Source organism: Jeongeupia naejangsanensis, assembly GCF_016865585.1.
Taxonomy (GTDB): domain Bacteria; phylum Pseudomonadota; class Gammaproteobacteria; order Burkholderiales; family Chitinibacteraceae; genus Jeongeupia; species Jeongeupia naejangsanensis.
The window spans coordinates 1-14,091 of sequence record NZ_JAESND010000007.1 but is presented as its reverse complement, the minus strand read 5'-3'; the positions used below and the strand labels follow the sequence as shown (position 1 = coordinate 14,091).

Here is a 14,091-nt window from a genome sequence, read left to right as displayed (position 1 = left end):
CCGGGTGAACCGGACCGCGTGGCCTAGCCCGCCCAGCGCATCAGCAGACGGAAGAAGCCGGCAACGAGTGTCAGCGTCAGCACGCCGGCCAGCCACAGGCCGACGAACCACAGCGCGCCGCGCCAGCGGCCCCGGCGTTCGGCGGCGCGCATCAGTGGTACCCCGCGTCGTCGGCGCGGACCTTGCCGCGGAACACCCAGTAACCGAGCGCGGTGTAGGCGAGGATGACCGGGATGATGATCAGCGCGCCCACCAGCGTGAACGACTGGCTGCTTGCCGGTGCGGCGGCGTCCCACAGCGTCACCGCCGGCGGAATCAGATACGGCCAGATGCTGATCAAAAAGCCGCAATAGCCGAGGGCGACGATTGCCAGCGCCAGGAAGTACGGCGCATAGTCGCGCCCCTGCCGCAGCGCCCGGCGGATGCCCCATGCGCAGCCGAGCACCGCCAGCGGCACCGGCGCCAGCCAGAAGAAGTTGGGCAGGCTGAACCAGCGTGCCGCCACGGCCGGCTCGCGCAGCGGCGTCCAGACACTGACGACGGCAATCGCGCCGAGCAGCAGCCACGTCAGCGGCGACATCAGCACGATCATCCGCCGCTGCAGCTCGCCCTGGGTCTTGATGATCAGCCAGCCGCAGCCGAGCAGCGCATAGGTCGCCACGAGGCCGAAGCCGGTGAACAGGCTGAACGCGCTGAGCCAGTCGAAGCCGCCGCCTGCGAACTCGCGGCCGACCACCTTGATGCCCTGGATGTAGGCCCCCAGCGCCACGCCCTGGCAGAACGTCGCCAGCACCGAGCCGGCGATGAAGGCCAGATCCCACAGGTGGCGTGTGCGCGTCGCCTTGGCGCGGATTTCGAATGCCACGCCGCGGAAGATCAGCCCGACCAGCATCAGCACCAGCGGCAGATACAGTGCCGACAGTACCGCCGAATACACGACCGGAAACGCCGCGAACAACCCGGCGCCACCGAGCACAAGCCAGGTTTCGTTGCCGTCCCAAACCGGCGCGACGGTGTTCATCATCACGTCGCGGTCGGCCTCGTTCGGGAAGAACGGAAACAGAATGCCGATGCCCAGATCGAAACCGTCGAGCATCACGTAGATGAACACGCCGAGCGCGATGATGCCGGCCCAGACCAGGGTGATGTCGATCATTGCTGTGCTCCTTCATCGATGAGGTCGTCGGCGCCGGACAGCGGGCGCCGGCCCGAATACGTCGCGGTCTGGCCGATCGGCTCGCGCTCGCCGTCCGGCGTGTGCTCGCCCGCCACCGGTCCGGTGCGCAGCAGCTTGAGCATGTAATAGATGCCGGTCCCGAAGACGAGGAAGTAGACGATCACGAAGATCAGCAGCGACACGCTGACCTGCTGGTACGACACCGGCGATGCCGCATCGACGGTGCGCAGCAGCCCGTACACCACCCAAGGCTGGCGGCCGACCTCGGTCGTTACCCAGCCCGCCAGCAGGGCGATGAAGCCGCTCGGGCCCATCCACAGTGCAAAACGCTGCAACAGGCGGCTGTCGAACTGCCGGCCGCGCCAGCGCAGCAGCAGGAACAGCCCGCCCAGCGCAATCATCAGCAGGCCGAGGCCGACCATGATGCGGAAGCTCCAGAACACGATCAGCGAGTTCGGCCGGTCTTCCGGCGGCCACTCCTTCAGGCCGCGGATTTCGCCGTCCCACGAATGCGTCAGGATCAGGCTGCCCAGATGCGGGATCGCCAGCGCGTAGTCGGTGCGCTCCTCCTTCATGTTCGGAATGCCGAACAGGTTGAGTGCGGTACCGCCCTGCTCGGTTTCCCAGATGCCCTCGATCGCCGCGAGCTTGGCCGGCTGGTGCTTGAGCGTGTTGAGCCCGTGCAGATCGCCGACGAAAGCCTGCAGCGGCGCGAGGATCACCAGTATGCCGAGCGCCATAGCGAACGAGGTCTTGATCGCCGCATCGCGCCGCTGCCGCATCAGATGCCACGCCGCCGTCGCCGCGACCAGCAGGGCGGTGACAACGAAGGCCGACAGCGTCATGTGCACCAGCCGGTACGGGAACGACGGGTTGAAGATCACCGCCCACCAGTCGGTCGGCACCACGCGGCCGTCGACGATGTCGAAACCGGCCGGTGTCTGCATCCAGCTGTTCGACGCCAGAATCCAGAACGTCGAGATCAGCGTGCCGGTCGCGACCATCAGCGTCGCACCGAAGTGCGCGCGCGGGCTGACCTTGTTCCAGCCGAACAGCATGATGCCGAGGAAGCCGGCTTCGAGGAAAAACGCCGTCAGCACCTCGTAGGTCAGCAAGGGCCCGGTGACGCTGCCGGCGAAGTTGGAGAACACGCTCCAGTTGGTGCCGAACTGATAGCTCATCACCACGCCGGACACGACGCCCATGCCGAAGGCAACCGCGAACACGCGCGACCAGAACCGGCACAGGTCGAGGTAGACCGGCTTGCCGGTCTTGAGCCACAGCCCTTCGAGCACGGCAATGAAACTCGCCAGCCCGATGCTGATCGCCGGAAACACGATGTGGAAGGAGACGGTAAACGCGAACTGGATGCGCGCCAGGTCGACCGCGGTCAGGGTACTCATAAACACTCCCGTCGCCCCGCGTCCTCCCGGCGGCGCCGGGCACCTACCGGGCCGTGTTCCCAGTATTCCCAGCGTAGCCAATCGGTAACAGAATCAGAAAAATGATATTTTTGCGTATCAGATGAACGGGGCCGCGGCCGGAACGCCATGAAACGCTACGAGGAAATCGCCGAACTGATCGCCGCCGACATCCGCAACGGCCGGCTGGCGCCGGGAACGCGGCTGCCGTCGATCCGCAAGGTGATGGCGCAGTACCGGGTCAGCCCGTCGACGGCGTTCCAGGCCTATTACTTGCTGGAAAAGAGCGGCCTCGTGCGAGCACGCGAACGCTCGGGCTACTTCGTCGCCGGCGCCCGCCAGCCCTTGCCGCCCGAGCCCGGCCTCGGCCAACCGCCGCAGGTGTCGGCACCGGTCGACATCAGCGAACTGGTGTTTTCGGTGCTCGGTGCCGTCGGCGACCGGTCCATCCTGCCGCTCGGCTCGGCCTTCCCTTCGCCGACACTGTTTCCGCTGCCGCGGCTGGCCAGGTCGCTGGCGTCGGCGTCACGCTTCATCGATCCGTGGGACACCGTCGCCAGCCTGCCGCCCGGCCATGCCGCGCTGCGCCAGCAGATCGCGCTGCGTTACCTCGGCCTCGGCATGCCGCAACCGGCCGAGCAGATCGTCATCACCAACGGCGCGCTCGAGGCGCTGAACCTGTGCCTGGCCGCTGTCGCCCAGCCCGGCGACGTGATCGCGATCGAATCACCGGGGTTTTACGCGGCGACGCAGGCGATCGAGCGGCTGGGGATGCAGGCGCTTGAAATCCCGGTCCACGCGCGCGACGGACTCGATCTCGATGCGCTGGCCAGCGCACTCGAACGCCATCCGGTCAAGGCTTGCTGGTTCATGACCTCGTTCCAGAATCCGACCGGCGCGAGCATGGCCGAGGACAAGAAAAAGGCGCTGGTCGCGCTGCTGGCGCGTCACCAGATCCCGCTGATCGAGGACGATGTCTACGGCGAGCTGTATTTCGGCAAGCATGCGCCGCTGCCGGCCAAGGCCTTCGACACGCAGGGGCTGGTGATGCATTGCAGCTCGTTCTCGAAAACGCTGGCACCCGGTTACCGGATCGGCTGGGTCTCGCCGGGCCGCTTTGGCCAGCGGATCGAGCGGCTGAAGCTGATGACGACGCTGTCGGCGAGCGTACCGGCACAGGTGGCACTGGCCGACTACCTGCACACCGGCGCCTACGACAAGCACCTGCGCAAGCTGCGCTACGCGCTCGAATCGCAGCTGGCCGAGATGAACCGCGCGCTGGTCGCGCACTTCCCCGCCGGGGTGCGCGTCTCGCGACCGAACGGCGGCTACTTCCTCTGGGTCGAATTCGCCGAAGGCTTCGACACGCTGGCGCTGCATCGCCGTGCGATCGAGCACGGTATCAGCATCGCGCCGGGACCGATATTTTCTGCCAGTCGCCGCTACCGCCACTGCCTGCGGCTCAACTACGGCTCGCCGTGGTCGGCCGCGTTCGAACAGGGCATGGCGACGCTGGGCCGGCTTGCCGCCGGGGCCTAGTCTCGCAACAGCCGGGCGATCAGCGCGCCATCGAAACGCGCGTCGAGCGGCATGCTCGCATGCACGCCGTTGCCGGCCGCGGCAGCCAGCGCCTCGCCGTCCTTGCCGCGCAGCGCAGTCAGCGTAATGACCTGATTGCCGGACGGGTGGATGATTTCCAGCTCGTCGCCGACTTCGAAGCGGTTTTTCACCTCGATCTCGGCCCAGCCGTCGACGACCGATTTCACCTCGCCGACGAACTGGCTGCGCTTGGCCTTCGAGTGCCCGTCGAGGTAGTTCTGCGCCTCGTGGGTGTAGTGGCGCTGGTAGAAGCCGTCGGTATAGCCGCGGTTGGCCAGCCCTTCGAGATCGGCCAGCAGCGCCGGATCGAACGACTTGCCGGCGACGGCATCGTCGATGGCGCGCCGGTAGACCTGCGCCGCGCGGGCAACGTAGTACAGCGACTTGGTGCGGCCCTCGACCTTGAGCGAGTCGACGCCGATCTTCGCCAGCCGCTCGACGTGCTGCACCGCGCGCAGGTCCTTGCTGTTCATGATGTAGGTGCCGTGCTCGTCCTCGATGATCGGCATCAGCTCGCCGGGCCGGCTCGCCTCCTCGATCAGATAGGTCTTGTCGGCCAGCGGATGGCGCTCGGCACCGCCGCAAGCGGCGAACGACTGCTCGGCTTCACCCAGTGCATGATTGAAATCGAAGTCGATCTTCACCGGCTGCACGTCACCGGCGTCGTCGGCCTGCGTGTCGCTCATCTTGTAATCCCAGCGGCACGCATTGGTACAGGTGCCCTGGTTCGGATCACGGTGATTGAAATAACCGGACAGAAGGCAGCGGCCCGAATAGGCAATGCATAGCGCGCCGTGGATGAAGACTTCGAGTTCGATGTCCGGACAACGCTGGCGGATTTCCTCGACCTCGTCGAGGCCCAGTTCGCGCGACAGGATCACCCGCTCGAGCCCCAGCGACTGCCAGAACTTCACCCCTGCGTAGTTGACCGTGTTGGCCTGCACCGACAGGTGGATCGCCTGCTCGGGCCAGCGCTCGCGCACCATCATGATCAGGCCCGGGTCGGCCATGATCAGTGCGTCGGGCTGCATCGCGATCACCGGTTCCATGTCGGCGAGGTAGGTCTTGACCTTGGCGTTGTGCGGCAGGATGTTGCTGGCGACAAAGAACTTCTTGCCGCGCGCGTGCGCCTCGTCGATGCCCTGCCTGATCTGCTCGAGCCGGAACTCGTTGTTGCGCGCGCGAAGACTGTAGCGCGGCTGGCCGGCGTAGACCGCGTCGGCGCCGAAATCGTAAGCGGCGCGCATTTTTTCCAGCGTACCGGCAGGCAGGAGCAGTTCGGGGGCTTTGAGCAGCATGATGGAACGCCACAGTGGAACGGGAAGCCGCCCATTCTAACGCAGCACCATGCATTGCCCATTCCTTGAGCAGTTGCAAAAAACACATTGCAAACAGCAGCTTGCATCGACTACCCACAGCCCGCCCACACCATTGCGCCGAAAAACCGTGGATGAAGCGCATCGCGCCGAACCGTGATGGCGTGATCGCCACTCGCCTCGGCAGGGCAAGAGCATTGACCAAAATTCAGGCAGCAAGAAAAAGCGCTTGTAAAACAAGTTGATAGTTCAACGATCCACAGCTCACCCACACCGTTGCTGTAGTAAAACAGTGGATGAGTGGACCATTCGCCGGCTGGGTCGCCTGCCTCTCCCCGCGACGGGGGTCTGCACATTGTGCAGGCAGCCCGAAAAAGGCACGCGGAATCAGCCCTGTAGATACGTTACCCACAGCCCTTCCACATGCTTGTCGAACGAAGCTGGGGACAAGCCGAGCGCGCCAGACGGCGGCGGAACGACGGCTTGCCCATTTTTCAGGCAGCCAGGAAAGGCATCATGAAAACAAGAGCTTGCCGCACTCATCCACAACCCTCTCACAGCCCGGTTCAGGATTTCAGGGGATGTTTCTGTGGCAGGCCACGTGCAAGCCCGCCTCGCAGGATCGGCGTAACCGGTGCAGCCGGATTGCACAAAAAACAGGCAGCACAAGAAAAGACTGTCCGAACAAGGTCTTGCATTGGCTATCCACAGCTGGCCCACACTGCCGCAAACGAAATCGGTGAGTAGTCCGTTGCGGGTGCATCGAAAATAGGCAGGCGGAGATAAACGAAACAAAACAAGGCCTTGCCTGGCTTACCCACAGCACGCCCACACCTTGCGCCAGTCGAACCGTGGATAGTTAGCGCAGCAACGGCGTTTCGGCTTGTTCCAGCGTCACGCCGGCCAGATCGGCCTGCCCGGCCAGCACCTGCACATATTGCGACAACGCCCGCTTGAGCGCGGACGCCTGCAGCTGCTGTGCAACCTGATGTTGCACCTGCGCGTAATCCAGCGTCCGCCCCGCCTCGCGCGCCTCGATGACGACCACGTGGAAGCCGTAGCGGGTCCTGACCAGTTGCGGCAGCACGCCGATGGTTGGCCCGCCGAACAGCGACTGCTCGAACTCGGGCACCGTGTCGCCGCGCTCCAGCAGCCCCAGATGACCGCCTTCGGCGCCGCTCGGGCAATTGGAATACTGCCTCGCAAGCTCGCCGATCCGCTCGGGGGCGGCAAGTACCGCCTGCAGTACCCGTTGCGCCTGTTCCAGCAAGGCCGGCACGGGCACCGCCGGTGTTACGCCAAACAGGATATGCCGGACGCCCACCCGTTCACCCACCACATAGTCGGCGGCGTGGGCATCGAAATAGCGCCGGCATGCCTGCTCGTCGACTTGCGGCACGGCCACCTCGCGAAGCAGCAACTCCTCGATGGCGGCAGCCATCGCGTCGTCATCGGCATCGTTCGGCAGCAATTGCCGGTCCAGCACCTGCTGCCGAAGCAGTTCGTACACCGCCGCACTTTCGGCATTCGCCATGCCATCGTCGTTCACGACGACGCCATTGACGCGGATACCGCTCCCGTCTTCGGAATGGGTCATTTGATTCCCTGTACGCCACGCGCCTGCCGCGTACGGCGCGTGCGCATCAGCTGAAACGGTCGGAACAAATAGAACACCGATGCAAAGCCGCTCCAGATGTGGACCAGCCGCGTGAACGGAAACACCAGAAATATCGTCAGGCCGAGAAAGATGTGGAGCTTGTAGACCCAGGGGATCGTCAGCAGCAAGTCCGCATTGTTCGGCCGGAAAATCACGATGCCCTGCACGTAATAGATCAGGGCCTGAAAACTGTAGCCCTCGACCTTCACCGAGGAGAAGTAGACCGTCGCCAGACCGAGCGCGAGCTGTATCCACAGAATGGCGACGATCAGCAGGTCCCAGGGGCGGCTGTTGGAGCGCAGCCGCGGCTCGGTCAAACGCCGGTGGATCAGGATCGACAGGCCGATGATCGCGGCCACGCCGGCAACGCCCCCCCCGACCATGGCCAACAGTTCGTGCGCATGCTCGTTCATGAAGGCCAGCACGATCGGTTCGGGCATCAGGAAACCGACCAGGTGACCGGTGAAAACCACCAGCACGCCGAAATGGAACAGGTTCGACCCCCATCTCAGCTGCTTCTTCCGAAGCAGTTGCGACGAATCGGCCCGCCAGCTGTACTGCTCTCGATCAAAGCGCAGCAGGCTGCCAACGAAAAACACGGTCAGCGCGATGTAGGGATAGAACCCGAAAAGAAACTGGTGCAGATAGGCCCAGATATCCATCACATGACTCCTTCACCGGCATGAACCGGTCCCATCAATCAGCGCCCGGGTCGGGGCATGAAACGGATCGTCGACGTGGCCGCTTGCTCGTCGGGCTTGGCAAAAGCGGGCGTGTCCATCCAGTCGTCGTCAACATTGTCGAGCGGTTCGGGTTCGATACCCTTCGCCCAGTCCAGCCCGGCCTCGCCTGCCAGAACCAGTGCGGCATCGAAAATCGCCGCGTAACGGCTGCCCCTCGCGGCCACGGCCTCGCCGATCTTGCGGACGAGGTGGCCGCAGTCGGCCATGATCGCCTTCGCATCGGCCGGCGGCCGGCAACCGAGGAACTCCAGCAGTGCCGGCAGGTAATCCGGCAGCTCGCCGGGCTTGAGCAGAAAACCGGCCTGTTGGTACACGCCGGCCAATTGCACCATCGCCTCGCCGCGGTCGCGGCTTTCGCCGTGCAGGTGCTCGAACAGGTGCAGCGACGCGGCCCGCCCCCGGTCGAACAGGCCGACGTAGGCCTCCTCTGCATCCAGGCCATCCGCACGCATCAGCTCTCCGAGAAGATCGGCGAGCCGTTCACGGTCGATCCGCCGCAAGCTGCCGTCGTTTGCAATTTCAGCCGCGATCTCCGGCAGAAGCGCGCGCAAACCGGGTTCCGGATACAGCAGCAGTGCGCCCAGCAAGCGCAGCGCATGGGTGGCTGGACGCATCGACGGCGCCATCAGTAGTCCACCTTGTTTTCGGTCCCGCGGCCGCCCATGGTCTTGAGCGGAATCACCTTCTTGCCGGCCATCTTGCCGCCAAACAGGCTGGCTTCGCTGCTGCCGTCCGAACAGCCGTTGCCGAACGAGAAGCCGCACTCGCCACGCAACTGGTAGGCATTTTCGGCGTACTCGCGGTGCGTGGTCGGAATCACGTACCGGTCTTCGTAGTCGGCAATAGACAGGTAACGGTGCATGTCCTCGGCCTCGGCCTGCGTCAGCCCTGCCTCGGCCAGCAGTGCCGCATTGTCGCGCCCTTCGAGCTGCCTTTCTCGGTAGAACGCCCGCATGCCGAGCATTTTTTTCAGCGCCTGCTGCACCGGCTTTTCATCGCCAGCGGTGAGCAGATTGGCAAGATAACGCACCGGAATGCGCAGGCTGTCGACATCGGGCAAATGCCCCTGCATGCCGATCTCGCCGGCATTGGCGCGGGCCTGGATCGGCGACAGTGGCGGCACGTACCAGACCATCGGCAGCGTCCGGTATTCGGGGTGCAGCGGGAAAGCGATCTTCCACTCCATCGCCATCTTGTAGGCCGGCGACCGGGTTGCGGCTTCCAGCCACAAATCGGGGACACCATCCTTGCGAGCCTGTTCCTGAACGGCCTGCGAATGCGGGTCCAGAAACACCGACAGCTGCGCACCGTACAGATCCTGCGGGTTGGCCACCGAGGCCGCCGCTTCGATCCGGTCCGCGTCGTACAGCAGGACGCCGAGGTAACGGATCCGGCCGACACAGGTTTCCGAGCACACGGTCGGCTGGCCGGCTTCGATCCGCGGATAGCAGAAGATGCATTTTTCGGCCTTGCCCGACGACCAGTTGTAATAGATCTTCTTGTACGGGCAGCCGGACACGCACATGCGCCAGCCACGACACTTGTCCTGATCGATCAGCACGATGCCGTCTTCTTCACGCTTGTAGATCGACCCTGACGGACAGGACGCGACACAGGCCGGATTCAGGCAGTGTTCGCACAGCCGTGGCAGATACATCATGAAGGTGTTTTCAAACTCGCCGTAGATGTCCTTCTGCACATCCTCGAAGTTGTAGTCGGCGCTGCGCTTGGCGAACTCGCCACCAAGAATCTCTTCCCAGTTCGGCCCCCATTCGATCTTTTCCATCCGCTGGCCACTGATCACTGAAATCGGCCGCGCCACCGGCGGTGTCGGCATTTCAGGTGCGGTCTGCAGGAATTCGTAATCGAAAGTGAACGGCTCGTAGTAGTCGTCGATCTCGGGCAGGTTCGGGTTCGCGAACAGGTTCAGCAGCACTTGCAGGCGGCTACCCTGTTTGAGCTTGAGCTTGCCGTTGCGCTTGAGGTCCCAGCCCCCCTTCCACTTGTCCTGGTTCTCCCAGTCCTTCGGGTAGCCGATACCGGGTTTGGTTTCGACGTTGTTGAACCAGGCGTACTCCATCCCCAAGCGGCTGGTCCAGACATTTTTGCAGGTGACCGAACAGGTATGGCAGCCGATGCATTTGTCGAGATTCAGCACCATGGCTATCTGCGCGCGGACTTTCATGCTCGGCCCTCCCCTTCGGCACCGGTCGGCGTATCCATCCAGTCGACCTTGGCCATCTTGCGGACGATGACGAACTCGTCGCGGTTGCTGCCGACGGTGCCGTAATAGTTGAAACCGTAGGACAGCTGCGCGTAGCCGCCGATCATGTGCGTCGGCTTGAGCACCGTGCGCGTCACCGAATTGTGGATGCCGCCACGGTGCTTGGTGACCTCGGAGCCGGGCACATTCACGATCTTTTCCTGCGCGTGGTACATCATGCACATGCCCGGTTTGACACGTTGGCTGACCACCGCCCGCGCGGCGATCGCACCGTTGACGTTGAACAGCTCGATCCAGTCGTTGTCGACAATGCCGGCCTGCTTCGCATCCGTTTCGGACAACCAGACGATCGGCCCGCCTCGCGACAGGGTCAGCATCAGCAGGTTGTCGGTATAGGTCGAGTGAATCCCCCACTTCTGGTGCGGGGTAATGAAGTTGAGCGATATTTCGGGATTGCCATTGGGCAGCTTGCCGGACAGCGGGGCTACCGTTTTCATGTCCACCGGTGGCCGGTAACAGACGAACCCTTCGCCGAAATCGCGCATCCACGCGTGGTCCTGATAGAACTGCTGCCGGCCTGTCAGCGTGCGCCACGGAATCAGCTCGTGCACATTGGTATAGCCGGCGGTATAGCTGACATGCTCGCTCTCGATACCGGACCAGGTCGGGCTGGAAATGATCTTGCGCGGCTGAGCCTGCACGTCCCGGTAGCGGATCTTTTCATCTTCGCGCACATCGGCCAGATGCGCATGAGAGCGACCGGTGAATTTGGAGAGTGCTTCCCACGCCTTGACCGCGACTTCGCCGTTGGTTTCCGGCGCCAGCGACAGGATCACCTCGGTCGCATCGATGTCGGTTTCGATTTTCGGCAAACCTTTCGTCGGGCCTTCCTCGGTCACGACCTTGTTGAGCTTCGCCAGCCCGTCGACCTCGTGCTCGGTATTCCAGCCTATGCCCTTGCCACCGTTGCCCAGCGTTTTCATCAGCGGGCCGAGTGCGGTGAAGCGCTTGTAGGTATTCGGATAGTCCCGTTCGACAACGACGATATTCGGCGCGGTCTTACCCGGGATCAGTTCACACTCGCCCTTCTTCCAGTCCTTGGGTTCAAACGGCTGAGCCAGCTCGCCCGCCGTGTCATGCAGGATTGGCACCAGCACGACATCCTGTTCGACACCGAGATGACCGACAGCCAGCTCCGAGAACTTCTTCGCAATCGATTTGTAGATCTCCCAGTCGCTCCGCGACTGCCAGATCGGATCGACTGCAGCTGATAACGGATGGATGAACGGGTGCATGTCCGACGTGTTGAGGTCGTTCTTTTCGTACCAGGTCGCCGTCGGCAGCACGACATCGGCGTAAAGACAGGTCGTGCTCATCCGGAAATCGAGCACCGTGATCAGGTCCAGCTTTCCTTCCGGCGCCTTGTCGTGCCAGACCACCTCCTGCGGCCGGGCTTCGCCTGTCGTGCCGATATCCTCGCCAAGCAAGCCGTTCTGGGCGCCGACAAAATGCTTCAGGAAGTATTCATGGCCTTTGCCACTCGAGCCGAACAGGTTGGAGCGCCAGACAAACAGATTGCGCGGGAAATTGACTGGCGCGTCCGGGTCTTCGCACGACATGCGCAAACTGCCGTCCTTGAGGCCGCTGACGACGTAGTCCTTCGGCGAAAGCCCCGCCGCCTTTGCCGCTGCCGATATCCGTAACGGATTCGTCGCCAGTTGCGGGGCCGACGGCAACCAGCCCATCCGCTCGGCACGGACATTGAAGTCGATCATGCTGCCGCCGTAGCGGTTCGGATCGGCCAGCGGTGACAGGATTTCGTCGACGTCGACCTTCTCGTACCGCCACTGGTTGGTATGCACGTAGAAGAACGACGTGCTGTTCATGTGCCTTGGCGGACGCAGCCAATCCAGCGCAAACGCAAGCGCGGTCCAGCCCGTTTGCGGCCGCAGCTTCTCCTGGCCCACGTAATGCGCCCAGCCGCCACCGGAGATGCCGATACAGCCGCACAGCATCAGCATGTTGATCGCGGCGCGATAGTTCATGTCCTGGTGATACCAGTGGTTCATCGCCGCACCGATGATCACCATCGAACGTCCACGGGTTTTTTCGGCAGTCTCTGCAAACTGGCGCGCCACCGCTATGACCTGCTCCGCCGGCACACCGGTAATGCTTTGCTGCCACGCTGGCGTATAAGCGATATTGTCGTCAAACGAGGTTGCCGCTTCGCCACCCAAGCCGCGATCGACACCGTAGTGCGCACACATCAGATCGAAAACGGTGGCCACCACCACATCGCCGGTCTTCAGCGCCAGGCGCCGCACCGGCACATGCCGGTACAGGATCGCACCGCCTTGCTCGTTGGCAGTAAAGTCGGCCGGCGCCTGGCCACCGAAGTAGGGAAAAGCGACCGAAGCGATATCGTCCCGTGTGGCAATCAGGCTCAGTGCCAGCCGGATATCGTTGCCACCGGCGCCATCCTTTTGCTCCAGATTCCACTTGCCCAGATCGCCCTCGACCTGCTGCCCCCAGCGATAGCCGATTGCGCCTTGCGGGGCAACATAGCGTCCGCCCGTCCCGTCGAAGGCGACCGTTTTCCATTCGGGATTGTTGGCCTGCCCAAGCGCATCGGCAAAATCGGAGGCGCGCAAAAATCGGTCGGCAACGAGGCGATCACCCTCTTTCTTCAGCAGCACCAGCATCGGCAGATCGGTCAGCCGGCGACAGTAGTCGTCGAAGTACTCGACCTGTCGATCGACAAAGTACTCTTTCAGAATCACATGCCCCATTGCCATGCCGAGCGCCGCATCAGTGCCCTGCTTCGGATGCAGCCAGATGTCCGAGAGCTTGGCGACCTCGGAATAGTCGGGCGTGATGGCCACGATCTTTGTGCCGTTGTACCGTGCCTCGACAAAGAAATGGGCGTCGGGGGTTCGCGTCTGGGGCACGTTTGACCCCCAGGCAATGATGAAGGCCGAGTTGTACCAGTCGGCCGACTCGGGCACATCGGTCTGCTCGCCCCAAGTTTGCGGACTGGCAGGCGGCAGATCGCAGTACCAGTCGTAGAACGACATCAAGGTACCGCCGATCAGGCTCAGGTAACGGCTGCCGGCCGCGTAACTGACCATCGACATCGCCGGAATCGGAGAGAAACCGATGATCCGGTCAGGGCCATAGGTCTTGATGGTATGGATGTTTGCTGCAGCAACCAGCTCGGTCGCCTCCTCCCAGCTGGCGCGAACAAACCCGCCACGACCGCGAATCGATTTGTACTCTTGCGTTTTCTCTTGATCGGCGACGATGGACTGCCAGGCATCGACCGGTGCCATGCTCTTGCGGGCCTCGCGCCAAAGCCGCATCAGCCGACCACGAATCATCGGATACTTCAGCCGGTTGGCACTGTAGAGATACCAGCTGTACGAAGCGCCGCGTGAACAGCCGCGGGGCTCGTGGTTGGGCATGCCCGGGCGGGTACGCGGATAGTCGGTCTGCTGGGTTTCCCAGGTAACGATGCCGCCCTTGACGTAGATTTTCCAGCTACAGGAGCCGGTGCAGTTCACGCCATGCGTCGATCGGACGATCTTGTCATGCTGCCATCGAAGCCGGTAGGCCTCCTCCCAGGTACGATCCTCGGCACGAAGCTCGCCATGTCCACCGGCATAGGCCTCGCGCGTCAGCGTGAAGAAGCTCAAACGGTCAAGAAAATGACTCATTGTTTTCCCCTGCATTCGCGTACCAGCACCCGTCTAGGCACCGGCCACAATATCTATAAGCTAGTTGCAGATCGAAGAGAAACCAAGGAATGAGTCATCGATGCGCCCACGCGGCACCTCAAAGCAAAAACCCCCTGCAGCGTAGCTGCAGGGGGTTTGCATTGGGAGTCTGGCGATGACCTACTTTCACACGGGAACCCGCACTATCATCGGCGCTGAGTCGTTTCACGGTCCTGTTCGG

10 protein-coding genes are annotated in these 14,091 nt (G+C 63.1%); 1 reads left to right on the top strand and 9 read right to left on the bottom strand.

Annotated features, from left to right (window positions below):
- Nucleotides 1–23: 23 nt before the first annotated feature.
- Genes JMJ54_RS13495 through JMJ54_RS13485 form a run of 3 tightly spaced genes read right to left on the bottom strand, consistent with a single transcriptional unit; the run spans nucleotide 24 to nucleotide 2,580 of the window.
- The gene (locus JMJ54_RS13495; RefSeq protein ID WP_203539248.1) at nucleotides 24–152 is read right to left on the bottom strand and encodes a DUF2474 family protein; all 129 of its coding nucleotides are present in this window, start codon (nucleotides 150–152) and stop codon (nucleotides 24–26) included.
- Nucleotides 152–1,156, bottom strand: coding sequence for a cytochrome d ubiquinol oxidase subunit II (gene cydB, locus JMJ54_RS13490; protein ID WP_203539082.1), 1,005 nt, complete (start codon nucleotides 1,154–1,156; stop codon nucleotides 152–154). Before cydB ends, JMJ54_RS13495 begins: the two co-directional genes overlap by 1 nt.
- Nucleotides 1,153–2,580, bottom strand: a complete 1,428-nt coding sequence (locus JMJ54_RS13485; protein WP_275411113.1) for a cytochrome ubiquinol oxidase subunit I — start codon at nucleotides 2,578–2,580, stop codon at nucleotides 1,153–1,155. Before JMJ54_RS13485 ends, cydB begins: the two co-directional genes overlap by 4 nt.
- Nucleotides 2,581–2,727: 147 nt before the next feature.
- Here JMJ54_RS13485 and JMJ54_RS13480 point away from each other — a divergent pair, with 147 nt between their 5' ends.
- On the top strand, nucleotides 2,728–4,137 hold the full coding sequence (locus JMJ54_RS13480) for an aminotransferase-like domain-containing protein (RefSeq protein ID WP_203539081.1): 1,410 nt from the start codon (nucleotides 2,728–2,730) through the stop codon (nucleotides 4,135–4,137).
- Here the strand turns inward: JMJ54_RS13480 and trhP are convergent.
- The 6 genes from trhP to JMJ54_RS13450 form a co-directional block, all read right to left on the bottom strand.
- Nucleotides 4,134–5,495 carry a prephenate-dependent tRNA uridine(34) hydroxylase TrhP gene (trhP, locus tag JMJ54_RS13475; protein ID WP_203539080.1) on the bottom strand — a complete coding sequence of 454 codons (1,362 nt, stop codon included), beginning with the start codon at nucleotides 5,493–5,495 and terminating at the stop codon, nucleotides 4,134–4,136. The genes JMJ54_RS13480 and trhP overlap by 4 nt on opposite strands.
- Before the next feature lie 877 nt (nucleotides 5,496–6,372).
- On the bottom strand, nucleotides 6,373–7,110 hold the full coding sequence (locus JMJ54_RS13470; protein WP_203539079.1) for a peptidylprolyl isomerase: 738 nt from the start codon (nucleotides 7,108–7,110) through the stop codon (nucleotides 6,373–6,375).
- Nucleotides 7,107–7,832 carry a respiratory nitrate reductase subunit gamma gene (gene narI, locus JMJ54_RS13465; protein WP_203539078.1) on the bottom strand — a complete coding sequence of 242 codons (726 nt, stop codon included), beginning with the start codon at nucleotides 7,830–7,832 and terminating at the stop codon, nucleotides 7,107–7,109. The genes JMJ54_RS13470 and narI overlap by 4 nt, the downstream gene beginning before the upstream one ends.
- Before the next feature lie 38 nt (nucleotides 7,833–7,870).
- The gene (narJ, locus tag JMJ54_RS13460; protein ID WP_203539077.1) at nucleotides 7,871–8,527 is read right to left on the bottom strand and encodes a nitrate reductase molybdenum cofactor assembly chaperone; all 657 of its coding nucleotides are present in this window, start codon (nucleotides 8,525–8,527) and stop codon (nucleotides 7,871–7,873) included.
- Nucleotides 8,528–8,538: 11 nt separating this feature from the next.
- A complete protein-coding gene (gene narH / locus JMJ54_RS13455; RefSeq protein WP_203539076.1) occupies nucleotides 8,539–10,098 on the bottom strand; it encodes a nitrate reductase subunit beta in 1,560 nt (519 codons plus the stop codon).
- Nucleotides 10,095–13,850, bottom strand: coding sequence for a nitrate reductase subunit alpha (locus tag JMJ54_RS13450; protein ID WP_203539075.1), 3,756 nt, complete (start codon nucleotides 13,848–13,850; stop codon nucleotides 10,095–10,097). Before JMJ54_RS13450 ends, narH begins: the two co-directional genes overlap by 4 nt.
- Nucleotides 13,851–14,091: the final 241 nt, after the last annotated feature.

Excerpts from the sequence above, each read along its gene's own strand:
- narI (WP_203539078.1), bottom strand. The coding sequence starts at position 7,832 with ATGGATATCTGGGCCTATCTGCACCAGTTTCTTTTCGGGTTCTATCCC.
- JMJ54_RS13495 (WP_203539248.1), bottom strand. The coding sequence starts at position 152 with ATGCGCGCCGCCGAACGCCGGGGCCGCTGGCGCGGCGCGCTGTGGTTC.
- JMJ54_RS13450 (WP_203539075.1), bottom strand. The coding sequence starts at position 13,850 with ATGAGTCATTTTCTTGACCGTTTGAGCTTCTTCACGCTGACGCGCGAG.
- JMJ54_RS13480 (WP_203539081.1), top strand. The coding sequence starts at position 2,728 with ATGAAACGCTACGAGGAAATCGCCGAACTGATCGCCGCCGACATCCGC.
- cydB (WP_203539082.1), bottom strand. The coding sequence starts at position 1,156 with ATGATCGACATCACCCTGGTCTGGGCCGGCATCATCGCGCTCGGCGTG.
- narJ (WP_203539077.1), bottom strand. The coding sequence starts at position 8,527 with ATGCGTCCAGCCACCCATGCGCTGCGCTTGCTGGGCGCACTGCTGCTG.
- JMJ54_RS13485 (WP_275411113.1), bottom strand. The coding sequence starts at position 2,580 with ATGAGTACCCTGACCGCGGTCGACCTGGCGCGCATCCAGTTCGCGTTT.
- JMJ54_RS13470 (WP_203539079.1), bottom strand. The coding sequence starts at position 7,110 with ATGACCCATTCCGAAGACGGGAGCGGTATCCGCGTCAATGGCGTCGTC.
- narH (WP_203539076.1), bottom strand. The coding sequence starts at position 10,098 with ATGAAAGTCCGCGCGCAGATAGCCATGGTGCTGAATCTCGACAAATGC.
- trhP (WP_203539080.1), bottom strand. The coding sequence starts at position 5,495 with ATGCTGCTCAAAGCCCCCGAACTGCTCCTGCCTGCCGGTACGCTGGAA.